This is a genomic window from Roseivivax halodurans JCM 10272, from assembly GCF_000521785.1.
Taxonomy (GTDB): domain Bacteria; phylum Pseudomonadota; class Alphaproteobacteria; order Rhodobacterales; family Rhodobacteraceae; genus Roseivivax; species Roseivivax halodurans.
Genome location: NZ_JALZ01000004.1, coordinates 175,353 through 201,034, shown reverse-complemented (window position 1 = coordinate 201,034; position 25,682 = coordinate 175,353). Strand labels below are relative to the sequence as shown.

Here is a 25,682-nt window from a genome sequence, read left to right as displayed (position 1 = left end):
CTTCGAATTCTCAGGCGCGACGCGCCCTCAGGCGGCGCGCGACACCAGGACCTCGTCGACCTGCTTGGCGGCGGCGACCTCGTCACCGCCGGTCACGGCGGCGACTTCGCGGGTCAGACGCTCGAGCGCGGCCTCGTAGAGCTGACGCTCGGAGTAGCTCTGCTCGCGCTGATCGTCCGCACGGTGGAGGTCGCGCACGACCTCGGCGATGGCGATCAGATCGCCCGAGTTGATCTTCTGCTCGTATTCCTGAGCGCGGCGCGACCACATGGCCTTCTTGACCTTGGCCTTGCCCTTGAGGGTCTTCATCGCCTCGCTCACGACGTCGGGGGTCGACAGCGACCTCATTCCCACTTCCGAGGCCTTGTGCGTCGGCACGCGAAGGGTCATCTTGTCCTTCTCGAAGGAGATGACGAAGAGCTCGAGCGTGATGCCCGCCACTTCCTGCTCCTCGATCGACATGATCTGACCCACGCCATGCGCGGGATACACGACGTAGTCGTTGGGATGAAACTCGGACTTCTTGGCTTTGGTCATGCAGGCTTCCTCGACAGCTCGCGCGGCGGGTGCATCTGGCGACACGAAAGATGACCGGAAACCTCGATTTCCGCTCATCTCAACTTGTCCGTCAGGAATAGACTGTCCGGGTCGGCTCGGCCCGGAGCTGGTATGCACGCGACGTATTCATTTGTAACGGAAACATAGCACTTTTAGGGCGGGATTTCCAGATCCCACCCAACTACTTCGTATTCCCGTTTCAAATCAGAGCCTTGGGGGCTCAATCCAATGCAGCGGGATGACAAACTGCGCGAATCGCGTCAGCCGCCCTCCCCGGCCTCTTCCGAGAAGTACTTCTCCAGTTTGCCGGTTTCACCGTCCTTTGCTTCCGCTTCGGGCAAAGGATCCTTCTTGGTGACGATGACGGGCCACTTTTCGGAATACTTCCGGTTGAATTCGACCCATTGCTCGGCATCCGGTTCCGTGTCGGGACGGATTGCATCCGCGGGGCATTCCGGCTCGCAGACACCGCAATCGATGCATTCGTCGGGATGGATCACCAGCATGTTCTCGCCCTCGTAGAAGCAATCCACCGGACAGACCTCGACGCAGTCGGTGTATTTGCAGGCGATGCAGTTATCGGTGACGACGTAGGTCATTGTCAGTTCATCCTGTCCGTGTTGGGCGACAGCTAGACCAAGCGTGGGGCTCAATCAAGCGTATCTCCCCGGCTCCGGTCGAGCGTCTTGTCGAGCTCGCGCCGCGCCTTTTTGGTGGGTCGCCCGCCGGCCTCGACTTTCGGTTTTCCGGGCTCCGGAGCGCGGGCCTGCGGTGGCGCGAGATCGTCGTAGAGCGCCCGTGCCTCGGGGGCCGGACCGCGCCGTTCGCCGAGCGCGACGATCCTGACGACCCTTACGTCGTGCGCCTGGGGAAAGGTGAGCACGTCACCCTCCCCCACCGCAACCGACGGCTTCGCGATGCGGGTTCCGTTCAAGCGAACCGCACCACCTGTCACGACTTTTGCGGCAAGGCTCCGGGTCTTGAAGAACCGCGCCTGCCACAGCCACTTGTCGACCCGCAGCTTCGCGGGAGCGCCTTGCAGGACGTCCGCCACCTACGACTTGTCCTTGAACCCCATCAGCGCCGCGGCGAAGGGATTGTCCGGGTCGATGCGGTCTTTCTTCTGCGGCCTGGCCTCGTGGCTCTTGGGACCGTCCTTGGCATGCTGCGGCTTGCCGCCGCCCTTCGGACCGCCTTTGCCACGACCCTTGGGGCCGCCCTTGCCGCGCGCGTCCTGGCGTCCGCCCCGCGGCTGACCCTGACCCTGCCGACCACGGTTGCCCCCGCGGTTTCCGGCCCAGGTGAAGACGTAGTAGCTTTCCGTCTCCGGCCCGGCGAGATCGGCGTCGGGAGGCGTGCCGATCGGCGTGTCCTCTTCGGAGACTTCGGCAATCGGATCCTCGGGAGGCTGGTCGCTCGGTTCCTCGGCGACGGGGGCGAGACCGCCATCGGGCATCTCGGTCGCTTCGGCAACCGACGGGGCCTCGGGCTCCTCGGTCGGCTCGATTTCGGGTTGCGACGTGATCGCTCCGGCTTCGACGTCCTGCGCGGCGTCAAAGACGGGCCCGTCGGGCGCGTCGGGGCTCTCGTCGCCGGGCTGCGGCTCCGCCGCCTCTTCCTCGACCTCGGAGGCGACCGAGGGCACGTCCGCCTCGTGCGCCGCGCCTTCGTCGGTCGGCACGGTCTGATCGACGGCCTTGACCTTCTCGCGCTCGCCCTTCTCAGCCCGGTAGCCGAGACCCTGCATCAGGTCGGCGAACTGCTCGAGCGTGAGGCCGGTGATCGACAACATGTCCGCCTTGGCCTCGAAGCCGCCGCGCGTGTCCTCCGCCCGGATCATGTCGGCAAGCCGTTCGAGCATGTCGATGCGGATCGCCCGCGCACCGGCCTTGCGGTAGCCCATGATCGCATATTGATCGTTCGGCATGCCCGAGCTCTCGGGGACCGTCACGAGCCCCGGCGGCGGCGCCTCGGGAAAGGTGTCAAGCCCGTTCGCCAGCGACCAGAGCACCAGGCGCAGGCGCGTCGGCGCCGGCTTCAGGAGAAGCGGCATGAAGATCGTGAACTGGCCGAAGCGGATACCGTGCTTGCGCAGGGCGCCGCGCGAGTCCTGATCGAGCGCCTTCACCTCGTCGGCCACCTGGCCGCGCGGGATCACGCCCATCGCCTCGACCATGCGGAAGCCGAAGCCTTTCGCGAGGCCGGTCAGCGTCTCGTCCTTCTGGATGTTCACCAGAGGCTCGAAGAGCGCGGCGATCTTCCGGTCGATGAAATGCTGGAGGCGCCGTTCGACCTTCTGCTGGACGTCGGGACCCGCCTCTTCGTCGACGAAGGAGGTGATCCGCGGTTTAAGGGGATCGTCGCCGGCGGTCAGCTTGCCCACCGCCTGGTCGCCCCACATGAGGCCACCCTGCTCGGTGAAATCGATCTCGGTATCGGGTGCGTTGTAGAACCGGTCCGCCCGCAGATGGAACTGCGGCGCCAGCGCCTGCAGTGATGCAGAGCGGAGGGTTTTGGCCTCCTGTCCCTGCGCATCCTTGTCCTGGCGGAACCGGAAACCTTCGAGCCGGCCGACGAATTCGCCCTCGACCGTAACCTCGCCCTTGTCGTTCACTTCGGCCAAAAGGGCCTCCTTTTGCTTCAACCGGCGAAGGAGCACGCTCGTCCGCCGATCAACGAATCTTTGCGTCAGCCGCTCGTGGAGCGCGTCCGACAGCCTGTCTTCTACCGCGCGGGTCTGATCCCGCCAATCCGTTTCGTCCCGGACCCAGCCCTTGCGCTGAGCCACGTAGGTCCATGTGCGGATAAACGCCAACCGTTTTGACAGCGTGTCGATGTCGCCGTCGGTCCGGTCGATCCGCTTCACCTGCCGGGCGAGGAAATCGTCGGGGATCACCCCGCTCTGGTGCAGGTATCCGTAGATAACTTGCAGCAGCCCCGCGTGTTCCGCGCGACTGATGCCGCGGAAATCGGGAATGCGGCACACGTCCCACAACAGCCGCACCGACGCGACGTCCGAGGCACGCGCCGTGACCTCGGCATCCCGCGAGAGCATCTTCAGCGCGCCGAGATCGTCCGCCTCGCGGGCCTTTGTGAGCCGCTCGTCGTTCGGCGGCCGTTCCAGGGAGGAGATCAGCCGCTCGACGCTGCCGAAATTGAGATCGGGATTGCGCCAGTTGAGCTTTCTCAGCGGCGTGAAACGGTGATCGACGATTGCCTGCGCCACGTCCTCGTCGAGCTCGGGCGCCTCGCCCGTCACGCCGAACGTGCCGTCCGACATGCCCCGTCCCGCGCGCCCGGCAATCTGCGCCAGCTCGTTGGGCATCAGCGGACGCATCCGACGCCCGTCGAATTTCGACAGCGACGAGAACGCCACATGATCGATGTCGAGGTTCAGACCCATGCCGATCGCGTCGGTGGCGACGAGGTAGTCGACCTCGCCGTTCTGGTAGAGCTCGACCTGTGCGTTCCGCGTCCGCGGGCTGAGCGCGCCCATCACCACCGCCGCGCCGCCCTTCTGCCGCCGCAGCAGTTCCGCCGTGGCGTAGACGTTCTCGATCGAAAAACCGACGATGGCGGTGCGCGCGCGTAGCTTGTTGATCTTGCGGCTGCCCATGTAGGAGAGCTGACTCATCCGATCGCGCCGCACGAATTCCACGCCGGGCACAAGCGCGCCGATCGGGCCCCGCATCGTGTCGGCACCCATGAAGAGCGTCTCCCTGAGGCCCCGCATCCGCAGGAGCCGGTCGGTGAAGACGTGGCCCCGCTCTGGGTCGGCGCAGAGCTGGATCTCGTCGATGGCGACGAAATCGCAGCCCATCCCCTCGGGCATCGCCTCGACGGTGCAGACCCAGTAGGCCGCGCGCGGCGGAACGATCCGTTCCTCGCCGGTGATGAGCGCGACGACCGAGGGTCCGCGTGCCCGCACGATCTTGTCGTAGACCTCGCGGGCGAGCAGCCGCAACGGCAGCCCGATCATGCCGGTGCGATAGCCCAGCATGCGGTCGATGGCGTAATGGGTCTTGCCCGTATTGGTCGGGCCGAGAACGGCCGCCACCCGCGCACGGTCTGACATGGAGTGCCTTCTTAAGTGCCGATCCGCCCGGGCTTCAGAGGTCGAAGCCGGTGGCCTCGCGATCGAGCCTTTCGATCGCGGCGGTCAGATCTTCGTCATGCGGCCGGATCTCGGCCGCGCGCGCATAGGCCTCGTGGGCCTTCTTCGGCATCTCGAGATGATCGTAGATCGCCCCCAATCCCTGTAGCGCCCCGAAATGGTCGGGGTTGAGCGCCAGCACGTGTTCGAGAGCATAGGCCGCGGGGCCGTACATCTCTTCGACATAATACGCGGTGGCGAGCGAGAACCACCCTTCGGCAAAGCCCGGCGCATGGTCGGTCAACGCGGTCAGGTGCTCGATCGCCTTCTCGGGCTGGTTCACCTCCAGCGCATCGCGGCCGCGCTTGAGCAGCAGGTCCATCGCCGCCGATCCGGATCTCGACCATTCGAGACGCAATTCCCGCTCGGCCTTGTCCGCCGCGACATGATCCTCGGCGCCGGCGAGACGCTTCAGCAACTCGTCCGATCTCTCCGTTCCGGGCTGCGCCGGAGAGGCGCCAGGTATGGAAAACCCGACCGTCAGCGACAGTGCCGTCACGATAGATTTGAAAGTGAGAGATGTCATGCTCATTGTGCCGGTGAGTTTAGCGTGCGTGTCGGGGAATGCTACCCGTCGCGCGATTAATCGGAGGAAAACGAGCATGAGCGAAGTTGTGAGCCAGGCCGTGAAGGCCATGAACGAAAAGGACACGTCGAGCTTCGACGGCACCGCCAAGTTCGACATCGAGGGCGAAGGCGCGTTCGTGGTCGACAGCGAGGGCGCGCGCGAGGGCGACGGCGAGGCGGATGTGACGCTGAAGGCGGACGCCGATACGTTCAAGCAGATCCTCGACGGCGACCTTGATCCCACGTCGGCCTTCATGTCGGGCAAGCTCGCCATCGACGGCGACATGGGCAAGGCGATGCAACTCGCGCAGGTCCTCAACTGATGATCGAGCCGGCCCCCTTCCTCGACGAACTGGCAGAAGGCCCGGGCGGCACGAATGCCGTCTGGACCCGAACCCGGGACGGGGTCCGGCTCCGCCTTGCGCACTTTCCCGGACCGGAGGAGGCGAAAGGCACCATCCTGCTCTTCCCGGGCCGCACGGAATATGTCGAGAAATACGGCCGGACGGCTGCCGATTTTGCAGCGCACGGGTTCCACACCCTTGCCATCGACTGGCGCGGCCAGGGCCTGTCCGACCGCTTCCTGACCGACCTTCGGACGGGCCACGTGAACGCCTTTCTGGATTACCAGAAGGACGTTGCGGCGATGGTCGAGGCCGCGCGCGAGATGAAGCTTCCCGAGCCGTTCTTTCTCATCGCCCACTCCATGGGTGGCGCGATCGGGCTGCGCGCTCTCATGCAGGGCCTTCCGGTGCGCGCCGCCGCATTCACCGGGCCGATGTGGGGCATCCGCATCGCGCCGCAGCTGCGCCCCTTCGCCTGGGCGCTCGGATGGTCCGGCTCGCGCATCGGCTTCGGCCATCTCTATGCGCCCGGAACGCGGCCCGACCCTTACGTGGTGGAAGCGGCCTTCGAGGACAATCTCCTCACCACCGACACCGACATGTACGACTACATGCGCCGGCACATCGAGGCCGAACCCAAGCTGCAGCTCGGCGGACCCTCGTTGCGCTGGCTCCACGAGGCCCTGGCGGAATGCTGGATGCTCTCCCGCCGCCCCTCGCCCGACGTGCCTTGCGTGACCTTCGTCGGCTCGAACGAGCGGATCGTCGACGTGCCGCGGATCCGTGCGCGCATGGCGCAGTGGCCGGGCGGCCGGCTCGAGGTGATCGAGGGCGGAGAGCACGAGGTGCTCATGGACCGTCCGGCGGTGCGCGCGCAGATCACCTCGGCAATCGCGGCGCATTTCACCCGCAGCGCCGAGGAGCGGTCCCGCGCCGAAAGCGCCTGACGCCGATCTGGCGCGGACCCGCGCCCGCGCTATCCTGCGGATCATGTCCGATCCCGTCCTCACCTTCACCGATCGCGGTATCTATTGCCCGGCAGGCGATTTCTTCGTCGATCCCTGGCGTCCGGTGGATCGCGCGCTGATCACCCACGGCCATGCCGACCACGCCCGCGCGGGCCATTCCCGCTATCTCGCGACGGAGGCTGCGGGCCCGGTGATGCGCTACCGTCTGGGCGAGATCGACCTCGACACGATCCGCTACGGGGAGCGGCGCAGGATCGGCGGCGCGAACGTGTCCTTCCATCCCGCGGGCCACATCCCGGGCTCTGCGCAGATCCGTATCGAGGTCGGCGGCGAGGTCTGGGTCGTCTCCGGCGATTACAAGACCGAAGCGGACGGGTTCTGCGAGGATTTCGAGCCGGTTATGTGCCATTCCTTCATCAGCGAATGCACCTTCGGCCTGCCCGTCTTCACCTGGGAAAGCCAGGCGAGTGTCGCGGCCGAGATCAACGACTGGTGGGCTCGGAACGCTGCAGAGGGCCGCGCCTCGATCCTCGGAGCCTACTCGCTCGGCAAGGCGCAGCGGCTGCTCGCGCTCGTCGACGAGGGCATCGGCCCGATCCTCACCCATGGCGCGGTCGAGGGCACGAACGGGATCCTGCGTGCGCAGGGCTACCGGCTTCCGGAGACACGGCAGGTCCTGCCCGACACCGACGCCAAGTCGTTCGCCGGTCCGCTCGTCCTGGCGCCGCCATCGGCTCTCGGAACGCCCTGGGCGCGGCGGTTCGGTGCGTCCTCCTCGGCCTTCGCGAGCGGGTGGATGCGGCTCCGCGGAGTGCGGCGGCGGCGCTCCGGCGACCGCGGATTCGTCATGTCGGACCACGCGGACTGGAACGGGCTGATCGGTGCGATCCGCGAGACGGGCGCAGAAAACATATACGTCACGCATGGTTACACCGACATCTTCGCGAAGTGGCTGAATTCCGAGGGTTGGAACGCGCAGGTCGTTCCGACGGAGTTCGGGACCGACGAGGATGACGATGTGGTGACGGACGCCGCATGAAAGATTTTGCCGCTCTCTTCACCGCCGTCGACCAGACGACGAAGACCACTGTCAAGACAAAAGCGCTCGCGCAGTTCTTCGAGACCGCTTCGGACAAGGACAAGCTCTGGACCATCGCGCTCTTCTCGGGGCGCCGCCCGAAGCGGGCCGTCACGACGACGCAGCTGCGCGAATGGGCGGCCGAGCGCGCCGGCATCCCGCTCTGGCTGCTCGAGGAAAGCTATCCCATCGTCGGCGACCTTGCCGAGACCATCGCGCTCGTCCTGCCGCCCGCCGAGGCGGAGACCGACAAGCCGCTCGCCCACTGGATCGAGCATCTGCGCGCCCTCGCGCCGCTGGAGATCGAGGAGCGCCGCACCCGCATCGTCGCGGCCTGGGACCAGCTCGATGCGACCGAGCGGTTCCTTTTTAACAAGCTGCTGACCGGCGGCTGGCGCATCGGCGTCTCGCGCAAGCTGATGACGCGGGCGCTGGCTCAGGCGACGGGACAGGACGAAGCCGCGCTGGCGCTGAAACTGATGGGCGGATGGACGCCGGACGGCGTGACCTACCGCTCGCTGATAGAGGAACACGACCCGCAGGCGGACCTCTCGCGCCCCTACCCGTTTTACCTCGCCCACCAGCTCGATGACCCGCCGGAAAGTTTAGGGACTTCAAAGGATTGGAACGCAGAGTGGAAGTGGGACGGCATCCGCGGCCAGCTCGTGGTGCGAGGCGGGGACCACCATGTCTGGTCCCGTGGCGAAGAGCTGATGACCGACCGCTTCCCCGAATTCGCCCGGACGCGGGATTTCCTTCCGGACGGCACCGTGATCGACGGCGAGATCGCCGCCTGGGACGCGGAGGCCGCCATGCCGATGCCGTTCGCCATGCTCCAGCAGCGGATCGGACGCAAGACCGTGCCGAAGAAGCTCCTCGCGGAGGCGCGGGTGCTGATGCTCGGCTACGACCTTCTCGAGCAGGGCGGCGAGGATCTGCGCCCTCTGCCATTCGCCGAACGGCGCGCACGGCTCGACACGCTGATCGGGACCCTGCCAGAGGATGCGCCACTGCGGCGCTCGCCGCTGATCGATTTCGCAGACTGGGACGTCCTCGCCCGCCAGCGCGCCACGGCGCGGGAGTTCCGGGCTGAGGGCGTCATGCTCAAGCGCAAGGACAGCCCCTACCTCTCTGGGCGTAAGAAGGGCGATTGGTGGAAGTGGAAGCTCGACCCGCTCGTCATCGATGCGGTGATGATCTACGCGCAGCAGGGCGCCGGCCGGCGGGCCAACCTCTTCACAGACTTCACCTTTGCGGTCTGGGACGGCGATGCGCTGGTGCCCTTTACCAAGGCCTATTCCGGCCTCACCGACGACGAGTTCCGCAAGATCACCGCCTGGGTGCGGAAGAACACCGTCGAGCGCTACGGCCCGGTGCGGCAGGTGAAGCCGACGCATGTCTTCGAGATCGCCTTCGAGGGGATCCAGGCCTCGCCGCGGCACAAGTCTGGCGTTGCGCTGCGCTTCCCGCGCATGAGCCGCTGGCGCCACGACAAGCCCAAGGAGGAGGCCAATACGCTTGCCGATCTCAAGGAGATGCTGGCCGCATACGGATGACCCGGCGGCGATGCCGCGCTTGGGTCACTGCGGGTCATCGCCGGGGTTCCGACGTGGCCCGAGGTTGCCAAACCGGGCATGCGCTCCCTATGTGACGGGAACAGAACAACGAGGATCCGCATGTCGCTTGCCCATACGCCCCGCCCGCTCTTCGACGTGAACGCGACCGAAGGCGGCCGCGATCTGGGTGACCTGCCCGAATGGGACCTGACCGATCTCTACGCCGCCCCCGACGCGCCCGAGCTGAAGCGTGATCTCGACTGGCTCGAGGATGCGTGCCAGAGGTTCGCCGCCGATTACGAGGGAAAGATTGCCGATCTCGACGCCGCAGGATTTCTCGAGATGGTGCAGCGGCACGAGAAGATCGAGAACATCGCCGGCCGGATCATGTCCTATGTCGGTCTGCGCTATTACCAGAACACGACCGATCCGGCGCGCACGAAGCTTCTCTCGGACATGCAGGAGAAGATTACGGTCTACACGACCCCGCTGGTCTTCTTCTCGCTCGAGCTGAACCGGATCGAGGACGATGCCTATGCCGCGCTTTTCGCCGAGAGCGACGAGCTGGCGCGCTACAAGCCCGCCTTCGACCGCGTCCGGGCGATGAAGCCCTACCAGCTGTCGGACGAGCTCGAGAAGTTCCTCCACGACATGGGCGTCGTGGGCGACGCCTGGGAGCGGCTCTTCGACGAGACGATCGCGGGCCTCGAATTCGAGGTCAACGGCGAGGTGCAGGGCATCGAGGCGACCCTGAACGGTCTGACGGAGCAGAACCGCGACACGCGCGAAGCGTCCGCCCGGGCGCTGGCGTCGGTCTTCACCAACAACATCCGCACCTTCTCGCGCGTGCACAACACCTCCGCGAAGGAGAAGGAGATCCTCGACCGCTGGCGCGGGATGCCGACGCCGCAGACCGGACGGCACCTCTCGAACGACGTCGAGCCCGAGGTGGTCGAGGCGCTGCGCAACGCGGTCGTTGACGCCTATCCCCGCCTCTCGCACCGCTATTACGAGCTGAAGCGCAAGTGGATGGGCCTCGACCGGATGCAGGTCTGGGACCGCAACGCGCCGCTGCCAATGTCCTCTGACCGCGTGGTCAACTGGACCGAGGCGCGCGAGACGGTGATGAACGCCTATTCCGAGTTCGACCCGCACATGGCCGAGATCGCGCAGCCGTTCTTCGACAAGGGTTGGATCGATGCCGCAGTCACCCCGGGCAAGGCGCCGGGGGCGTTCGCGCACCCGACGGTGACGGACGTGCATCCGTACGTGATGCTGAACTACCTCGGCAAACCGCGCGACGTGATGACGCTCGCGCACGAGCTCGGTCACGGCGTGCACCAGGTCCTCGCCGCGGGACAGGGCGAGATGCTGGCGAACACGCCGCTCACCCTGGCGGAGACGGCCTCCGTCTTCGGCGAGATGCTGACCTTCCAGCGCATGCTGGCCAATGCCACGGACCCGGCCGAGAGGAAGGTCCTCCTCGCCGGCAAGGTCGAGGACATGATCAATACCGTGGTGCGGCAGATCGCCTTCTACGACTTCGAGTGTAAGCTGCACGAGGCGCGCCGGGGCGGAGAGCTGACCCCCGACGACATCAATGCGCTCTGGATGAGCGTTCAGGGCGAAAGCCTCGGGCCCGCCTTCGACTTCATGGACGGCTACGAGACCTTCTGGGCCTACATCCCGCACTTCGTGCATACGCCGTTCTACGTCTATGCCTATGCCTTCGGTGACGGGCTCGTGAACGCGCTCTATGCGGAGTACCGCGAGCGGCCCGAGGGCTTTCAGGCGAAGTACTTCGACATGCTCAAGGCGGGCGGCTCGAAGCACCACAAGGATCTGCTGGCGCCGTTCGGTCTCGACGCGACCGATCCCGAGTTCTGGAACAAGGGACTATCGATGATCGAGGGCTTCATCGACGAGCTGGAAGCGATGGAAGACTGAAGACCGAGGCGCGCCTCGTTCGCCCCAGCGGGCGGTCGCATCCGCCCGCATGCGGCAGATCACTTCAGCTGGGAATCCTTCGAGCCGCGGCGGTTGATCCCGCCGCGTGCTGTCTTCCGGCCGTCCCGCTCCTGCTGGCAGTCGATGCAGAGCTTCACGCCCGGGATGGCGGCGCGGCGCTTCTCGGGGATCGGCTCCTCGCATTCCGCGCAATGGGTCAGGCTTTTGCCCACGGGCCGCTTCTGCGTGCGCATGCGCTCAAGCTCGTCGCTGATCGACGCCTCGATCTGTTCGTTCACCGCGCAGTCGCGGCTCCAGCCTCCGGCCATGATCTGTCTCCCGCACAGGATGAAACATTCTACCCTGCGACACCGTGTCTCGTGAAGAGGTGGACGGACGGCCCGCCCCCACGCCCTAATTCAGGGTGAACGACAGGAGACCGTACAGATGTTCCGCATTTTCGCAGCGCTCGCGATCGCGCTCGCCTCCACACTTCCGGCCGCGGCCCTGGAGCGGTTCACCTTCCCCTCGATCGACGGCGGCACGATAGACAGCGCCGAATGGGAGGGACGTCCGGTCCTTGTCGTGAACACCGCGAGCCGCTGCGCCTTCACCCCGCAATACGATGCGCTGCAGGCGCTCTACGACCGGTACCGCGACCGGGGGCTGATCGTCCTCGCCGTGCCGTCGAACGACTTCAGGCAGGAGCTGTCCAGCGACGAGGCGGTCAAGGATTACTGCGAGATGACCTTCGGGCTCGACCTACCGATGACGACGATCACGAGCGTCCGCGGAGAAGCGGCGCACCCGTTTTACCGCTGGCTGGCCGAAGCCGAGGGTGTGGAGCCCGGCTGGAACTTCCACAAAGTGCTGATCGGGCCCGACGGCGCTCTTGCGGGCAGCTGGGGCTCGGTGACCGAGCCGCTCTCCTCGGCCATCACCGGCCCGATCGAGGCGATGCTCAGGCCGGCGCGCGGCTGAGCATCGCGTAGATCGCATCCTTGAGCGCCCCCCGTTCCTTGCGTTTCAGGACCTCGGCAAGGTCCTCGAGCGGATGGACATTGATCTCGGAGAGATGGATCTCGTCGTTCACGGCCTCGTAATCCTCGGCGAGGCGCGCGAAATGACGGTCGCTCTCCCTCAGCTCGGCGATGCGGGCTCGGAATTCCGGGAAATCGTCGGCAAGGCGGTGCGGGGTGTGGGACATCGGGGCTCCTCCGGGAGTTGTGCGTGCCCCGACCCTGCCCACGGGCCGCCCCGCGCGCCTTGACGTCGATCAATCTCAGCGTTGTTTGCTCTCCCACTCCGGATGCACCCAAGGCTCCGAGTTCTCCGGGGGCAGGCTGCGTCCGAGGACGTGGTCGGCCATCTTTTCGCCCACGAGGATCGAGGGGCCGTTGAGATTGCCGTTGGTGATCCGCGGAAAGATCGAGCTGTCGGCCACGCGCAGCGCGTCGACGCCAATGACCCGGCCCTCTGGATCGACCACCGCGGTCGGATCGTCCCGCCGCCCCATCCGGGCCGTGCCACAGGGGTGGTAGGCGCTTTCGACATGCTCGCGGATGAAGTCGTCCAGAGCCTCGTCGGATTGCGCGTCCGAGCCGGGCTGGATCTCGTGGCCGGCGTAAGGCGCAAAGGCGGGCTGCTCGAAGATCTCGCGCGTGAGGCGGATGCAGGTGCGGAAATCCTCCCAATCCTTCGCGTCGCTCATGTAGTTGAAGAGGATCTTCGGGGAATCCTCGGCGCGCGCCGAGCGCAGCGTGACCGACCCGCGCGAGGCCGATCGCATCGGTCCCACATGGGCCTGGAAGCCGTGCCCCTCGGCCGCCGCCTGCCCGTCGTAGCGCACGGCCATCGGCAGGAAGTGGTACTGGATGTCCGGGTATTGCACGCCCGGGCGGGAGCGGATGAAGGCGGCGCTCTCGAACTGGTTCGACGCCCCCGGACCCGTCCGCGTCAGCAGCCAGCGCGCGCCCACATAGGCCTTGCCGAGCAGGTTCCAGTACTTGAAGAGGCTGACGGGCTGCGTCGCCGCCATCTGGATGTAGAGCTCGAGATGGTCCTGGAGGTTCGCGCCGACACCCGGCCGGTCCGCGACGACATCGATCCCGTGCTCGGCGAGATGGGCGGCCGGCCCGACGCCCGACAGCATCAGCAGCTTCGGCGTGTTGAAGGCCGAGGCCGAGAGGATGACCTCGGCGCGCGCGCGGATCGTCTCGCGACTGCCCCCGCGCTCGACCTCGACGCCGGTTGCGCGCCCCTCTTCGATCACCACCTTTGTGACCATGCCCTTATGAAGGACGGCGCCCTTCTTCTGCGCGGGGCGCAGATAGGCCTGCGCGGCGGACCAGCGCGCGCCGCGGTGGATGGTCGCTTCCATCGGTCCGAAGCCTTCCTGCTTCTCGCCGTTGTAATCCGCCGTGGTCTCGTATCCGGCCTCTCGGCCAGCCTCGACGAAGGCCTGGGTCAGCGGGTTGTCGCGCTTGCCGCGGCTGATGTGGAGCGGCCCGTCGGTGCCGCGCCATCCCTTCTGGCCGCCATGCGAGGTCTCCATCCGCTTGAAATACGGCAGAACGTCCGCGTAGCCCCAACCGTCGGCGCCCTGATCGCGCCAATGGTCGTAATCCATCGCATGGCCGCGGACATAGACCATGCCGTTGATCGACGACGAGCCGCCGATCACCTTGCCGCGCGGCGCCGCGAGCTGACGGCCTCCGAGATGCGGCTCGGGTTCGGACTGGTAGCCCCAGTCGTAGATCGACATGTTCATCGGGTAGCTCAGCGCCCCCGGCATGTTGATGAACGGGCCGCCGTCCCAGCCGCCGTACTCGATGACGATGACCGACTTCCCGGCCTCGACCAGACGATAGGCCATGGCGCATCCCGCGCTCCCGGCACCGACGATGACGTAATCCGCTTCCATGTCTCACATCTCCAACTCGCGGGGGACCCGCGGTGCTCGGGGAGGACCGCCGGGCCGCCCTGCGACGCCGCGCTCCTTCCCGAGGCTTGCGAACCCCGATCCAACACCTGACCTTGCGCCGCGCGGGGCCCCGGGGCTTGCGGCCCCTACGCCCGGCGGCCGGCCGCCCGGCGCGCACCGTTCCCGGGACGGGGCCGCGCGGCGAGGGACCTCAGAAGGGCGCTTCCATCCGGCCCATCCGCACGTAGACGGACTTCACCTGGCTGTAATGCTCGATCGCCGCCTTGGCGTTCTCGCGGCCGACCCCCGACATCTTCACGCCGCCAAACGGCATCTCGACCGGCGCGTCGTTGTAGGAGTTGATGAAGCACGTGCCTGCACGCAGCTGGCCGATCACCCGGTGCGCCCGCGAGATGTCTTTGGTGAAGACACCCGCCGCGAGGCCGAACTCCGTGGCGTTGGCGCGGGCAATGCCCTCTTCCTCGGTCTCGAACTCGAGCACCGACAGGACCGGCCCGAAGATCTCTTCGCGCGCCATGGTCATGTCGTCGGTCACGCCGTCGAAGAGCGCGGGCGTCAGCCAGTAGCCCGGCCGGTCGAGACGTTCGCCCCCTACGACGCGGCGCGCGCCTTCCTTCTCGGCGATCTCGAGGTAGCGCTCCACGATCCCGATCTGCGTCGCGGAGACCATCGGCCCGAAATTCGTGCCCTCGTCGAGCGGATCGCCGATCACCGCGTCCTTCATCCGCTCGGCCATGCGATCGACGAAGGCCTCGCGGAGCCCCTTCTGGACGAAGACCCGCGTGCCGTTGGTGCAGATCTGCCCCGAAGAGTAGAAGTTGCCCATGATCGCGCCGCCGACTGCGTCGTCGAGATCGGCGTCGTCGAAGACCAGCATCGGGGACTTGCCGCCAAGCTCCATGGTGACGTGCTTCATGTGCTCCGCCGCCGAGGAATAGACCTTGCGCCCGGTCGGCGCGGAGCCCGTCAGCGACACCTTCGCGACGCGCGGATCCGTCGTCAGCGCGGCGCCCACGGGCCCCATGCCCTGCACGACGTTGAAGAGCCCCGCCGGCAGGCCCGCCTCGACAAGGATCTCGGCCACCTTCAGCGTGCAGAGCGGAGTCGTCTCGGAGGGCTTGAAGACCATCGCGTTGCCGCAGGCGAGCGCCGGACCGGCCTTCCAGCAGGCGATCTGGGTCGGGTAGTTCCACGCCCCGATCCCCGCGCAGACGCCGAGAGGCTCGCGGATCGTGTAGGCCCAGTCCTCGCCGAGCGGGATGTGCTCTCCGGTGAGGCCCGCGGCGATGCCGCCGAAATACTCGAGCGCATCCGCGCCCGAGGTCGCATCGGCGACGAGCGTCTCCTGGAGCGGCTTGCCGGTATCCATGGTCTCGAGCTCGGAAAGCTCCCGGTTGCGCTCGCGCATGATCTGAGAGGCTCGCGTGAGGACCCGGCCGCGCTCGCGCGGGGATATCTTCGCCCATTCGGCCTGGGCCCTCACCGCGCTGTCGAGCGCGCGGTCGATCACGGCCTCGGTTGCCGCGTATACGGTCGCGATCACCTCGCCGGTGGCGGGATAGATCACCTCGATCTTCTCTCCGGCGGTGTCCTCGATGTATTCGCCATCGACGAAATGGCTGGCAGTCGGCTGTGTCTGCATGTCTCTCTCGTTTCAGGAAGTCCCGCCCCGGCCGGAACCGGGGCCGCTGGCGCTCAGAGGTCGAGCGCCGGTTTCTTGTAGGTGCCCTTGGGGTCCGACACGACGTGCTGCGCGCGCATGGCGATGTAGACCAGCACCGAGACGTAGAGGGCGATCACGATGCCGCCGATCCACTCGATCTGGAGCCACTGGCTCTTGAAGAGCAGCGTCAGCAGGAAGAGCACCGCGGTGTTGCCCGCCACGTATTTCCACTTGCCGAACCGCTCGGTCGTGAGGTCGAGATTGTCGGTGTAGAGCCGGATCAGCGAGTCGAGCGAGTTGATCACGAAGGTCGTGCCGACGATCACCATGGCGATGTTGACGAAGCCCTCGGTCGAGATGCCGGCCTCGTAATAGTAGAAAAGCACCGAGAACCAGATCGCGAGCGGGATCGAGGGGACGATCATCAGGGCCGCGAGCATGTGCTGGGTCTTCATGCCGCCCACGAAGCGCGAGGTGAACTGACCGATCATGATGGACCATGCGAACCACCAGAAGAGGTAGAACTCGTGGTACTCGGTCACCGGCAGAACGAAGCGGTGGAGATTGCCGAAGTAGCCGCCGATATGGGCGATCGACTCGCCGAATTCGCCGGGCGAGATGCCCGCGTAGATCCACAGGAAGGCGATCAGAGCCAGGAAGAGCGCGGAAGAGCCGACGGACAGGACCTTCACGTACTTGATGTCGGTCGAGCTGTAGGCGGCGGCGAGGATCACCGCGAAGACGATGACGTAGAAGGTTGCCACCACCGTCTCTCCGTCGCCGATCCCCGGCAGGTAAAAGGGCAGGTAGACGAGGAAGAGCGAGCCGGTGAAGGCGCAGGTGGTTACGATCACCACGTTGTTCACGAGCCGCACGAGCGGCTTCTTGAAGAACTCGACCCGTGGCTCGATGGCGCAGAAGTAAAAGGCCGTGAGAAAGTAGAAGGCCCAAATGAGGAAGCCCCAGAAGCCGAATTCGAGCGCCAGCGGATTGGTGAAGGAATAGGCCGGGTTCGCCTCGGTATCGGCATAGAGCGGGAAATCGAAGGCGAGCGGGAACATGATCAGCCCCACATCGAGTCCAGACGTGAAGAGGATCGCGATAAAGACGTAATGCGGCACGGGGGTTGGCCCGATCAGGCGCAGGTTCCACCACTTCACGGTGCATATGATGACCAACGTGAAGGCCATCAGGATGCCGACCGAAATCAGGTAGGTCATACGTCTTCCCTTGTTCTTGTTCGCGTTTCTGTCTTTCTCGCTATGTCGACCGCATCTGGCAGCGCGGCCTTTCGCACCCGCCTCTTTCTAGGTCGCTCATTCGACGTTTCGAATATTCTTTTGTGTCGCCGCCCTCACTCGCCGCGCGGGAAGCGCTGGCTTTCCTCGACGACGTTCAGATCCATGTGATTGCGCATATACCGCTCGGAGGCCTTCTGAAGCGGCTGGAAATCCCAGGGGTAATACCCGCCCTGCCGCAACGCATCGTAGACCACCCACCGCCGCGCCTGGCTCTGCCGGACCTCCGCATCGAAGCGTTCCAGATCCCAGCGCAAGGCCGCCATCTCGCGGAATCGCTCGAGGGTCTGGGCGTGCGCGTCGTCCTCGGCGAGGTTCGCCAATTCGTGCGGGTCGGCCTCGAGATCGAAGAGCTGCTCGGGATCGAGCGCGCAATTGGTGTATTTGAAGCGCCCCTCGCGCAATCCGATCAGCGGAGAATTGGAGGCCTCGGCCGCATACTCCATCGCCACCGGGGAACGGCGCGTCCCGCCCTGCCCCAGCTTCACGAGGCTCTCGCCCTCGGTCCAGGGCATCACCTCGGCCATGGACACGCCGGCGAGCTCGCAGAGCGTCGGACAGACATCGATGGTCGATACGGGCTCTTCGACGAGCCCCGGCTCCATGCCCGGCGCGGAGATCATCAGCGGCACTCGCGCGGAGCCGTCGTAGAAGGACATCTTGAACCAGAGCCCGCGCTCACCGAGCATGTCGCCGTGATCCGACACGAAGAGGATGATCGCCTCCTGCCGGGTGCGGTCGAGCACGTCGAGGATCTCGCCCACCTTCTCGTCGAGATAGGAGATGTTGGCGTAATAGGCGCGGCGGGACCGCGCGATGTCCTCATCGGTGATCTCGAAGTTCCGCCAGTCGTTGGCATCGAAGATGCGCTGCGAATGCGGGTCGTGGTTCTCGTAGCCGAGCGCGCCGACCTCCGGAGCGAGATGCTCGCACTCCTCGTAGAGATCCCAGAACTTGCGGCGCGCCACGTAAGGGTCGTGCGGGTGCGTGAAGCTGACGGTCAGCATCCACGGACGCGCATCGTGGCCGCGCGCCAGATCGTAAAGCTTCTGCTGCGCGAAATAGGCGACGTCGTCGTCGTACTCCATCTGGTTGGAGATCTCCGCGACACCCGCTCCCGTCACGCTACCGAGATTGTGGTACCACCAGTCGATCCGCTCGCCCGGTTTGCGATAGTCAGGCGTCCAGCCGAAATCGGCCGGGTAGATGTCGGTCGTCAGACGCTCCTCGAACCCGTGGAGCTGGTCGGGGCCAACGAAGTGCATCTTGCCCGAGAGGCAGGTCTGGTACCCCGCCCGCCGCAGGTGGTGCGCATAGGTGGGAATGTCCGAGGAGAATTCGGCGGCGTTGTCGTAGACGCGCGTGACCGAAGGCAATTGACCCGACATGAACGAGGCGCGGCCCGGCGCACAGAGAGGCGAGGCGGTGTAGGCATTCTTGAAGCGCGTCGAGCGCTCCGCCAACTTGCGCAGGTTCGGCATGTGCAGCCAGTCCGCCGGGCCGTCCGGGAAGAGCGTGCCGTTCAGCTGGTCCACCATCAGCACGAGGATGTTCGGGCTGCTCATGTCGCGCCTCCTGTCGCTGTCATTAGGGTTCCCCGGCGTGATAACGTGAACTGATTGACTCGTCAATCAACGCATGGAGCCATACCGATCCGAAACGGGACCGGTTGCTGTCACCCGCGCGGATCATCATTCGAGAGTGTCGCAAAAAAAGGCGGTCCCGCACGGGCTCCGGCCACAGGCAGAGCCCGTCAAGGCACCCGAGGTCCGGGCGGGGCTTTCAGGTCTTCGTCGCGTGGATCGGAGGCGTGATCGCGCGCTTCTTGGCCCTTGCCTCGCGCCAGGTGATGAAACTCACCGCGGCGACGATGATCCCGCCCCCGGCGATAACGTAGGGGTCGGGAGGCTCGGCGAAGAACGCGGCGCCGACGATCACCGACCAGACGAGCTGCAGGAAGGTGACGGGCTGCGTGACCGTCACCGGCGCCGCGGCGAAGGCGTTCGTCATGGCGAAATGCCCGGCGGTCGCGAAGCAGGCCACGAAAAAGAGGATCCCGAGCTCTCCCGGCGTCGGCGTCACCCAGTTCGCCGCTGCGAAGGGCGCAAGCCCAATCGTGACCGTGATCGACAGCATGGCCACCACGACAATTGCGCTGTGCTCACCGGACAGGATCTTGGCGGTCAGATACGACCCGGCGAAAAGGAGCGCCGTGAAGATCATCGCGATGTGCCCGGGGTCGAGCTCGCGGATGCCGGGCCGGAGGATCACGAGCGCACCGATCAAGGCGGCCACGATGGCGAGGATGCGTCGCGCAGCGATCTGCTCGCCGAGAAACAGCACCGCGAGGATCGAGACGTAGACCGGATTGAGGTAGTTCATCGCCGTGACCTCGGCGATCGGGATGCGGGTCATGGCATAGAACCAGCAGATCACCCCCAACGTGTGGAACGCGCCGCGGATCGAGAAGAGCGTCCAGCCGCGCGACCCGAGCTTCATCGCCGCAAGCTGCTTCCAAGCGGGAATGAGGAACACGAGCCCCAGGAGATACCGCAGGAACGCGCTCTCGGCCGCGGGAATGCGGCCGCCGAGCAGCTTCACCAGCGCCGTCACCATCACGAAGCAGAACCCCGTCGCGATCATCCAGAGAATGCCCGCAAGGGGCCGATACGCCGCGTCACTCATGGCGGGCATCAAGCGCGGGGTGCAGCTGAGTTGCAAGCCGATAGCCGGAAGGCGTGCTCCCGCTGTGGCCGGGCGGCGTTAGTGAAGAAGCAGCGAGACCGCGATCGCCCACATCGTGAGCCCGATGATGGCGTCGAGCGCCTGCCAGGACGCCGGACGCGCGAAGAGGGGCGCAAGGGCGCGTGCGCCGTATCCAAGGGCGAAGAAGAAGACGAAGGACGCGACGACCGCGCCGGCTCCGAAAGCCAGGCGGTTGCCGTAACCGGCCGCGACCGCGCCGATCAGCACCACAGTGTCGAGATAGACATGCGGGTTGAGCCAGGTGAGCGCGAGACAGGTCAGAAGCGCCGCGCGAAGCCCCTCCGCCGCACCGCTCGCGCCCATGGCCGCGCCGCCCCGCCACGCCGCGAGAAGGGCCCGCGCCCCGTACCAGATCAGGAAGGCCGCCCCGCCGAGGCGCATCGCCGGAGCGAACCACGGCAACGCCTGCCCGAGCGCGCCCATGCCTGCCACGCCGGCGGCGATCAATGCCGCGTCCGAGATCGCGCAGGTCAGCACCACGGCGAGCACGTGACGTTGCGCCAGCCCCTGCCGCAGCACGAAGGCATTCTGCGCGCCGATCGCGAGGATCAGCGACAATCCCAGCGTAAATCCGGCCAGCGCCGCCTGCATCCGTCACCCCTCCGCAAGTCGCCTCGAACCGGCACCTTGCATCGGGACAATCTGCGTTGCCAGCCCGAGGCTTGCCCCGGACCCTGCCCCTGCCCTATAGAGACGGTCGATTTCAGACATTCCCATCCGACGAGGCACGACCATGGCCGGCCATTCCAAATGGGCCAACATCCAGCATCGCAAGGGGCGGCAGGACGCGGCGCGCTCCAAACTCTTCTCCAAGCTGTCGAAGGAGATCACCGTCGCCGCCAAGATGGGTGACCCCGATCCCGACAAGAACCCGCGCCTGCGCATGGCTATCAAGGAAGCCAAGGGCCAGTCGATGCCCAAGGACAACATCGACCGCGCGATCAAGAAGGCGACCGGCGGCGAAGGCGAAGCCTACGAGGAGATCCGCTACGAGGGCTACGGCCCGAACGGCGTTGCGGTGATCGTCGAGGCGATGACAGACAACCGCAACCGGACGGCCTCGAACGTGCGCTCGACCTTCACCAAGAACGGCGGCAACATGGGCGAGACGGGCTCCGTCGGTTTCATGTTCGACCGCAAGGGCGAGATCATCTACCCGGCTGCGGTCGGCTCGTCCGAAGAGGTCCTCGAAGCGGCGATCGACGCAGGGGCCGAGGATGTCGAAAGCTCCGAGGACGGGCACGTCATCTGGTGCGAGGACACCGACCTCAACGACGTCTCGACCGCGCTCGAGGCGACGCTCGGCGAGAGCGAGAGCACCAAGCTCGTCTGGCGTCCGCAGAACACCACCGAGCTCGACCTCGACGGCATGCAGTCGCTGATGAAGCTGATCGACGCACTCGAGGACGACGACGACGTGCAGCGCGTCACGACGAACTTCGAAGCCTCCGACGACGTGATGGCGCAGCTCTGAGCTGCGCCCGTCGCGGGGCGCGTCCTGCGCCGACGACATCGCCCCGCGGTGCGACCACGCCACTCACGAAGCCGGCGCGCCGGCCCCGCTCGAGACCGGCTCGGAACCGGCACTGGCTTCGTCCTTCTCCCGATCCGATTGCAGCAGATCGTAGAGCACCGGCGTCAGGAACAGCGTCAGGATCGAGGCGACGAGAAAGCCGCCGATGATGACGATGCCGATGGAGAACCGGCTCTCGGCCCCCGCCCCGCTCGAGAAGACCAGCGGCACCGCGCCGAGGACCGTCGAGAGGACCGTCATCAGGATCGGGCGCAGACGCACTGCGGACGCTTCGATCACGGCGTCCCGGACCGAGCGGCCCTCCTCGCGCAGCTGGTTGGCGAATTCCACGATCAGGATGCCGTTCTTGGCCATGAGGCCGATCAGCATGACCATCCCCACCTGCGAATAGATGTTCACCGCTTCGCCGAGCGCGAAGAGCGTGATCAGCGCCCCGGCGACGGCGAGCGGCACCGACAGCAGGATGATCACCGGCTGCACGAAGCTCTCAAATTGCGCCGCGAGGACGAGAAAGACGACCAGCAGCGCCAGCGCGAAGGTGACGAGGATGCCCCCCGAGGTCTCCTGGAACTGCTCAGCCTGACCGGAGAAGGCGATCGACATCTGGGGGGGTAGCTCTCCGGCGAGGCGCTCGACCGTCGCGACGGCGGTGCCAAGATCCACACCCGATGCGGGCGAGCCGCTGATCTCGACCGCAGGTTGCCTGTTGAAGCGGCTATAGGCGGCAACCGACGCGCGGCGCTCGAGCTCCACCAGCCCGTCGAGCGGGACGAGGTCGCCTGCCGCGGTGCGGATGTTCAGCCCGCGCAAGTTGTCCGTCGTGGCGCGCAGATCCTCGGGCGCCTGCAGGATCACCGGATATTGCCGATCCTGCTGAATGAACTCGGTGACCTCGGCGGAGGCGAAGAAGGTCCGCACGCTGTCGGAGATCGCGCGCGCCTCGACGCCGATGGATCGCGCGAGTTCGCGGTTGACGCGGATATCGTAGCCCGGCGTGTTGACCTCGTAGGACCGCCGGACGCCGGTAATGTCGCTGCTGTCGCGCATTGCCTGCTCGAGCTGCGCGGAATAATCCGCCGCCTGCTCGAAGCTCGGGGCGGTCACGATCACCTCGAGCCCGGACCCGCCGCCCGCATTCAAGCCCGAGGGCGCAAACGTACGGATGGAGGCAAGCGTGATCTTTTCGAACTTCGGTCGCAATTCGGCAATCACGTCGCGCGGCCCCATCTCGCGCTCGCCCCAGGGAGACATCCCCGCCACCAGGAAGGCGCGGCCGGTCTCGCCGTATTGACCCACGATCGCGATGACGTCGTCGACGATCCCCTCCTCGCGATAGGGCTCGATCAGCGCCTCCACCTCGCTCACCGCAGCGTCGGTCAGGCCGAGCGCGGATCCGGCCGGCGCCGAGACGCTGACGAAGAAGACGCCGCGATCCTCTTCCGGCGTCAGCTGCGAGGGAAGCTGCTGATAAAGCGTCCAGGAAATACCGGTCATCAATGCCGCGATGCCGAGGATCACGACCGGCACACGGATCGCCCTCTCCAGCAGGCTGCGGTAGCCGTTCGAGAGCCGCGTCGTCGCGCTGTGAACGAAACGCGCGAAGCGCCCCTCGTTCATGCCGGGCTTCAGGAGGCGGGCCGCGATCACCGGGCAGAGCGACAACGCGACGAAGGACGACACCGCAACGGAGATGGCAAGAGTGATCCCGAACTCGGAGAAGAGCCGGCCGATCTCGCCCTGCAGGAAGGACAGCGGCACGAAGACCGCGATCAGGGTCGCGGAGGTCGAAACCACCGCAAAGAACACCTGATTGGCGCCCTGGCGGGCGGCCTCGCCCGGCGGATCGCCCTCTTCCACCCGGCGCTCGATGTTCTCGAGCACGACGATGGCGTCGTCGACCACGAGACCGATGGCGAGGATCAGCGCGAAGAGCGTGAGGATGTTGATCGAGAACCCGGCAAGCCCGATGCCGGCGCAGGCACTGAGCAGCGCAATGGGGATCGTCACCGCCGGCACGATCGTCGCCCGCACCGATGTGAGGAACAGGTAGATCACCGCGACCACCACCGCGACCGCGATGGCGAGCGTCGAGAGGACCTGACGGATCGAGTTGCGGATGAAGTCCGCATCGTCGCTCGAGACGTCCAGCGTCATGCCTTCCGGCAGGTCCTCCTGGATCGCTCCGACCTCCTCGTTCACTGCGGAGGAGATCGACAGGGTGTTCGCCGAGGATTGCCGCAGCACTCCGAGCCCAATGGCCGTCTCTCCATTCGAGCGGAAGTTGGAATCGTCGCTCTCGGTGCCGATCTCGACCCGTGCAACATCTCCGAGCCTGATCTGGAAGCCGTCCACCTCGCGTACGATCAGGTTTTCGAACTCGTCCACTTCGGTCAGGCGGGTCTGCGTCCGCAGCAGATAGGTGCGGTACGAGCTTTCGATCTGACCGGCCGGAAGCTCGAGGTTGTTGTTGCGCAGCGCCTCGCTGACCTCGTTCACGGTCACGTCACGCGCAGCCATCGCGTCGGCCTCGAGCCAGACGCGCAGCGCATAGGGCCGGTCGCCGTAGATGTTGACCGCGGCGACCCCCGACAGCGTCTCGAGCCGGTCCGTGACGAAGCGGTCGGCGTAATCGGTGAGCTCGGTCGCCGACATCCTGTCCGAAGTCATCGTCATCCAGATGATCGGATCGCCCTGGCTGTCGTTCTTCTCGACCTCGGGCTCCTCGGCCTCCTCGGGAAGATCGCCCGAGACCGCCTGCACCGCGGCGCGCACGTCCGAGGCCGCTTGGTCGATGTCGCGATCCTGACGGAACGTGATGACGGTACGCGAGCCGCCGAGCTCGGCCTCGGTCGAGATCCGATCAATCCCGGCAACCGTGGAGATCGCGCCTTCGATTACGGAGGTGATCTCGCTGTCGACGACCCCCGGCCCCGCGCCGACATATTGCACGCTCACGGTCACCTGCGCCGTGCTCGTGTCGGGCAATTCGCGGACTGGCATGCGGGTGAGGCTGGCGATGCCGAGGATGACGATCAGGATCGACATCACCGTGGCGAGCACCGGCCGGCGCAGGCAGAGGTCCGACAGCGTCATTCCAGGCCCTCGCGGGCCACATTCTCGGCAACCTCGACCGGAGCCCCGTCGCGCAGGTTGTCCCAGCCGGTGACCACGATCCGGTCGCCTTCCTCGATGCCTTCGGTCACCTCCGTCAAGGAGCCCGCAGAGCCGCCGAGCGACACCGTCTGCCGGGCCGCCTGCCCGTCCGACACGGTGTAGACGAAGGTTCGGGCACCCTCGCTGATGATCGCATCGTCCGGCACGGCGAGGCCGTCATAGGTTCCGAAGACGACCCGGGTCTGCGCGAACATTCCCCCGACGAGTCGCCGGTCCGCATTCGAGATCTCGGCGCGCACGTCAAAGCTGCGCGACCCCGCCGCCACCGCGCTGTCCCGGACGGTCACCGTGCCCGAGAAGCCGGCATCGGGATACGCCGGAACGGTCAGCTCGACCCTCTGGCCCGGCGATACCTGTTCGAAATACCGCTCCGGGAGGGACAGATCGACCTGTACAACCGAAAGATCGGAGAGCCGGGCGATGGTGGTCGACGGCGTCACATAGGCACCAGCGTCGAGATCCACGAAACCGAGCGTGCCGGCAAACGGCGCCGTCACCGTCCGGTCCTCCAGAGCGGCGCGCGCCGCCATCACGTCCCCCTCGGCCCGGGCGAAGGTCGCGCGGGCCTGCTCGAGCCGCTGCTCGGCCGCGGTGTTGGACTCGTTCAGGAGCTCGATCCGCGCCAAGTTCTGTTCGGCTTCCGAGAGCGTGGCCTCGGCACTGCGCAGCGCGGCGCGCTCGGCGCGGGCGTCGAGCTGCGCTAGAAGCTCGCCCTGCTCGACCTCGGCCCCGGAGGACACCGCAACCTCCGTGACGCGACCCTCGACCGACGATGCAATGTCGACCTGGCGCACGGGCATGATGGTTCCGACGGCCGACACCTCGGTCGCAAACTCGCGGCGTGTGGGTTCGCTTACTCCGACCCGCGTCGCTTGCTGCTGTCCGCCCTGCTGCGGCTGGTTCGCCGCGCTTTCCGACGACAGAAGATATTCGGTGCCGAAAAGTCCTGCCGCCGCAAAAGCCGCAACAAGGCAGGTGCCTCCCAGAATCCTAGCAAATTTACCCACGGCCCATGATCTCTTCGCGCCTGACATATTCAAAGGTTCAGGTGCCGAGGGTGTGGCCGACCGAGGCGAGATCAATGCGATGACGCTCAGATGGCGGAAATGTGAGGCTCCGCGCAGGAAGCTGC

At 66.2% G+C, this 25,682-nt stretch carries 22 protein-coding genes; 7 read left to right on the top strand and 15 right to left on the bottom strand.

The features are described from left to right. Window positions 1-27: 27 nt before the first annotated feature. The 5 genes from OCH239_RS06015 to OCH239_RS05995 all read right to left on the bottom strand — a co-directional run bounded on the left by OCH239_RS06015 (window position 28) and on the right by OCH239_RS05995 (window position 5,237). Window positions 28-537, bottom strand: coding sequence for a CarD family transcriptional regulator (locus OCH239_RS06015; protein ID WP_037259904.1), 510 nt, complete (start codon window positions 535-537; stop codon window positions 28-30). A 281-nt stretch (window positions 538-818) separates the two neighbouring features. Next, the gene (gene fdxA / locus OCH239_RS06010) at window positions 819-1,157 is read right to left on the bottom strand and encodes a ferredoxin FdxA (protein WP_037259903.1); all 339 of its coding nucleotides are present in this window, start codon (window positions 1,155-1,157) and stop codon (window positions 819-821) included. A gap of 50 nt (window positions 1,158-1,207) precedes the next feature. After that, window positions 1,208-1,600 (bottom strand): RNA-binding S4 domain-containing protein, encoded by a 393-nt coding sequence (locus OCH239_RS06005; RefSeq protein WP_037259978.1) that lies wholly within the window; start codon window positions 1,598-1,600, stop codon window positions 1,208-1,210. A 12-nt stretch (window positions 1,601-1,612) separates the two neighbouring features. Further along, complete coding sequence (locus OCH239_RS06000; protein WP_037259901.1) at window positions 1,613-4,633, bottom strand: helicase-related protein; 3,021 nt, start codon at window positions 4,631-4,633, stop codon at window positions 1,613-1,615. A 34-nt stretch (window positions 4,634-4,667) separates the two neighbouring features. Beyond that, entirely contained in the window at window positions 4,668-5,237 is a 570-nt protein-coding gene (locus OCH239_RS05995; RefSeq protein ID WP_244430309.1) for a tetratricopeptide repeat protein, read from the bottom strand. Window positions 5,238-5,313: 76 nt separating this feature from the next. On the opposite strand from OCH239_RS05995, the gene OCH239_RS05990 reads away from it, so the two are divergent. The 5 genes from OCH239_RS05990 (at window position 5,314) to OCH239_RS05970 (ending at window position 11,171) form a co-directional block, all read left to right on the top strand. Then, window positions 5,314-5,601: an SCP2 sterol-binding domain-containing protein gene (locus tag OCH239_RS05990; protein WP_037259900.1), complete on the top strand. Its 288-nt coding sequence runs from the start codon at window positions 5,314-5,316 to the stop codon at window positions 5,599-5,601. Then, a complete protein-coding gene (locus OCH239_RS05985) occupies window positions 5,601-6,569 on the top strand; it encodes an alpha/beta fold hydrolase (RefSeq protein ID WP_037259898.1) in 969 nt (322 codons plus the stop codon). The genes OCH239_RS05990 and OCH239_RS05985 overlap by 1 nt, the downstream gene beginning before the upstream one ends. Before the next feature lie 43 nt (window positions 6,570-6,612). Continuing rightward, window positions 6,613-7,629, top strand: coding sequence for a ligase-associated DNA damage response exonuclease (locus tag OCH239_RS05980; RefSeq protein WP_037259896.1), 1,017 nt, complete (start codon window positions 6,613-6,615; stop codon window positions 7,627-7,629). Beyond that, window positions 7,626-9,224: an ATP-dependent DNA ligase gene (locus OCH239_RS05975; protein WP_037259894.1), complete on the top strand. Its 1,599-nt coding sequence runs from the start codon at window positions 7,626-7,628 to the stop codon at window positions 9,222-9,224. Before OCH239_RS05980 ends, OCH239_RS05975 begins: the two co-directional genes overlap by 4 nt. Before the next feature lie 120 nt (window positions 9,225-9,344). Then, a complete protein-coding gene (locus OCH239_RS05970; protein WP_037259891.1) occupies window positions 9,345-11,171 on the top strand; it encodes a M3 family oligoendopeptidase in 1,827 nt (608 codons plus the stop codon). 59 nt (window positions 11,172-11,230) lie between these two features. On the opposite strand, the gene OCH239_RS05965 is transcribed toward OCH239_RS05970, so the two are convergent. After that, window positions 11,231-11,500 carry a DksA/TraR family C4-type zinc finger protein gene (locus tag OCH239_RS05965; protein WP_037259889.1) on the bottom strand — a complete coding sequence of 90 codons (270 nt, stop codon included), beginning with the start codon at window positions 11,498-11,500 and terminating at the stop codon, window positions 11,231-11,233. A 118-nt stretch (window positions 11,501-11,618) separates the two neighbouring features. Between OCH239_RS05965 and OCH239_RS05960 the strand changes: the two genes are divergently transcribed. Further along, window positions 11,619-12,152 (top strand): glutathione peroxidase, encoded by a 534-nt coding sequence (locus tag OCH239_RS05960; protein WP_037259887.1) that lies wholly within the window; start codon window positions 11,619-11,621, stop codon window positions 12,150-12,152. Here OCH239_RS05960 and OCH239_RS05955 read toward each other — a convergent pair. From OCH239_RS05955 to OCH239_RS05925, 7 genes are all read right to left on the bottom strand, one after another. Continuing rightward, window positions 12,133-12,378 carry an HP1242/YdcH family protein gene (locus OCH239_RS05955; protein ID WP_037259885.1) on the bottom strand — a complete coding sequence of 82 codons (246 nt, stop codon included), beginning with the start codon at window positions 12,376-12,378 and terminating at the stop codon, window positions 12,133-12,135. The genes OCH239_RS05960 and OCH239_RS05955 overlap by 20 nt on opposite strands. 75 nt (window positions 12,379-12,453) lie before the next feature. Beyond that, a complete protein-coding gene (gene betA, locus OCH239_RS05950; protein WP_037259883.1) occupies window positions 12,454-14,094 on the bottom strand; it encodes a choline dehydrogenase in 1,641 nt (546 codons plus the stop codon). 211 nt (window positions 14,095-14,305) lie between these two features. Continuing rightward, window positions 14,306-15,757: a betaine-aldehyde dehydrogenase gene (gene betB / locus OCH239_RS05945; protein WP_037259881.1), complete on the bottom strand. Its 1,452-nt coding sequence runs from the start codon at window positions 15,755-15,757 to the stop codon at window positions 14,306-14,308. A gap of 53 nt (window positions 15,758-15,810) precedes the next feature. After that, window positions 15,811-16,998 carry a BCCT family transporter gene (locus OCH239_RS05940; protein WP_037259879.1) on the bottom strand — a complete coding sequence of 396 codons (1,188 nt, stop codon included), beginning with the start codon at window positions 16,996-16,998 and terminating at the stop codon, window positions 15,811-15,813. A gap of 134 nt (window positions 16,999-17,132) precedes the next feature. Further along, a complete protein-coding gene (gene betC, locus OCH239_RS05935) occupies window positions 17,133-18,641 on the bottom strand; it encodes a choline-sulfatase (protein ID WP_037259877.1) in 1,509 nt (502 codons plus the stop codon). A gap of 217 nt (window positions 18,642-18,858) precedes the next feature. Then, a complete protein-coding gene (locus tag OCH239_RS05930) occupies window positions 18,859-19,761 on the bottom strand; it encodes a DMT family transporter (protein ID WP_244430308.1) in 903 nt (300 codons plus the stop codon). A 78-nt stretch (window positions 19,762-19,839) separates the two neighbouring features. Continuing rightward, on the bottom strand, window positions 19,840-20,433 hold the full coding sequence (locus OCH239_RS05925) for a LysE/ArgO family amino acid transporter (protein ID WP_037259875.1): 594 nt from the start codon (window positions 20,431-20,433) through the stop codon (window positions 19,840-19,842). A gap of 142 nt (window positions 20,434-20,575) precedes the next feature. On the opposite strand from OCH239_RS05925, the gene OCH239_RS05920 reads away from it, so the two are divergent. Then, complete coding sequence (locus tag OCH239_RS05920) at window positions 20,576-21,316, top strand: YebC/PmpR family DNA-binding transcriptional regulator (RefSeq protein WP_037259873.1); 741 nt, start codon at window positions 20,576-20,578, stop codon at window positions 21,314-21,316. A 63-nt stretch (window positions 21,317-21,379) separates the two neighbouring features. Here the strand turns inward: OCH239_RS05920 and OCH239_RS05915 are convergent, their stop codons facing one another. Next, window positions 21,380-24,469, bottom strand: a complete 3,090-nt coding sequence (locus OCH239_RS05915) for an efflux RND transporter permease subunit (protein WP_037259871.1) — start codon at window positions 24,467-24,469, stop codon at window positions 21,380-21,382. Continuing rightward, window positions 24,466-25,584 carry an efflux RND transporter periplasmic adaptor subunit gene (locus tag OCH239_RS05910; RefSeq protein WP_084782203.1) on the bottom strand — a complete coding sequence of 373 codons (1,119 nt, stop codon included), beginning with the start codon at window positions 25,582-25,584 and terminating at the stop codon, window positions 24,466-24,468. Before OCH239_RS05910 ends, OCH239_RS05915 begins: the two co-directional genes overlap by 4 nt. Between the last annotated feature and the right edge of the window lie 98 nt (window positions 25,585-25,682).

Coding starts and splice junctions, on each gene's coding strand:
- OCH239_RS06015 (WP_037259904.1), bottom strand. CDS start 537: ATGACCAAAGCCAAGAAGTCCGAGTTTCATCCCAACGACTACGTCGTG.
- fdxA (WP_037259903.1), bottom strand. CDS start 1,157: ATGACCTACGTCGTCACCGATAACTGCATCGCCTGCAAATACACCGAC.
- OCH239_RS06000 (WP_037259901.1), bottom strand. CDS start 4,633: ATGTCAGACCGTGCGCGGGTGGCGGCCGTTCTCGGCCCGACCAATACG.
- OCH239_RS05995 (WP_244430309.1), bottom strand. CDS start 5,237: ATGACATCTCTCACTTTCAAATCTATCGTGACGGCACTGTCGCTGACG.
- OCH239_RS05990 (WP_037259900.1), top strand. CDS start 5,314: ATGAGCGAAGTTGTGAGCCAGGCCGTGAAGGCCATGAACGAAAAGGAC.
- OCH239_RS05985 (WP_037259898.1), top strand. CDS start 5,601: ATGATCGAGCCGGCCCCCTTCCTCGACGAACTGGCAGAAGGCCCGGGC.
- OCH239_RS05980 (WP_037259896.1), top strand. CDS start 6,613: ATGTCCGATCCCGTCCTCACCTTCACCGATCGCGGTATCTATTGCCCG.
- OCH239_RS05975 (WP_037259894.1), top strand. CDS start 7,626: ATGAAAGATTTTGCCGCTCTCTTCACCGCCGTCGACCAGACGACGAAG.
- OCH239_RS05970 (WP_037259891.1), top strand. CDS start 9,345: ATGTCGCTTGCCCATACGCCCCGCCCGCTCTTCGACGTGAACGCGACC.
- OCH239_RS05965 (WP_037259889.1), bottom strand. CDS start 11,500: ATGGCCGGAGGCTGGAGCCGCGACTGCGCGGTGAACGAACAGATCGAG.
- OCH239_RS05960 (WP_037259887.1), top strand. CDS start 11,619: ATGTTCCGCATTTTCGCAGCGCTCGCGATCGCGCTCGCCTCCACACTT.
- OCH239_RS05955 (WP_037259885.1), bottom strand. CDS start 12,378: ATGTCCCACACCCCGCACCGCCTTGCCGACGATTTCCCGGAATTCCGA.
- betA (WP_037259883.1), bottom strand. CDS start 14,094: ATGGAAGCGGATTACGTCATCGTCGGTGCCGGGAGCGCGGGATGCGCC.
- betB (WP_037259881.1), bottom strand. CDS start 15,757: ATGCAGACACAGCCGACTGCCAGCCATTTCGTCGATGGCGAATACATC.
- OCH239_RS05940 (WP_037259879.1), bottom strand. CDS start 16,998: ATGACCTACCTGATTTCGGTCGGCATCCTGATGGCCTTCACGTTGGTC.
- betC (WP_037259877.1), bottom strand. CDS start 18,641: ATGAGCAGCCCGAACATCCTCGTGCTGATGGTGGACCAGCTGAACGGC.
- OCH239_RS05930 (WP_244430308.1), bottom strand. CDS start 19,761: ATGAGTGACGCGGCGTATCGGCCCCTTGCGGGCATTCTCTGGATGATC.
- OCH239_RS05925 (WP_037259875.1), bottom strand. CDS start 20,433: ATGCAGGCGGCGCTGGCCGGATTTACGCTGGGATTGTCGCTGATCCTC.
- OCH239_RS05920 (WP_037259873.1), top strand. CDS start 20,576: ATGGCCGGCCATTCCAAATGGGCCAACATCCAGCATCGCAAGGGGCGG.
- OCH239_RS05915 (WP_037259871.1), bottom strand. CDS start 24,469: ATGACGCTGTCGGACCTCTGCCTGCGCCGGCCGGTGCTCGCCACGGTG.
- OCH239_RS05910 (WP_084782203.1), bottom strand. CDS start 25,584: ATGTCAGGCGCGAAGAGATCATGGGCCGTGGGTAAATTTGCTAGGATT.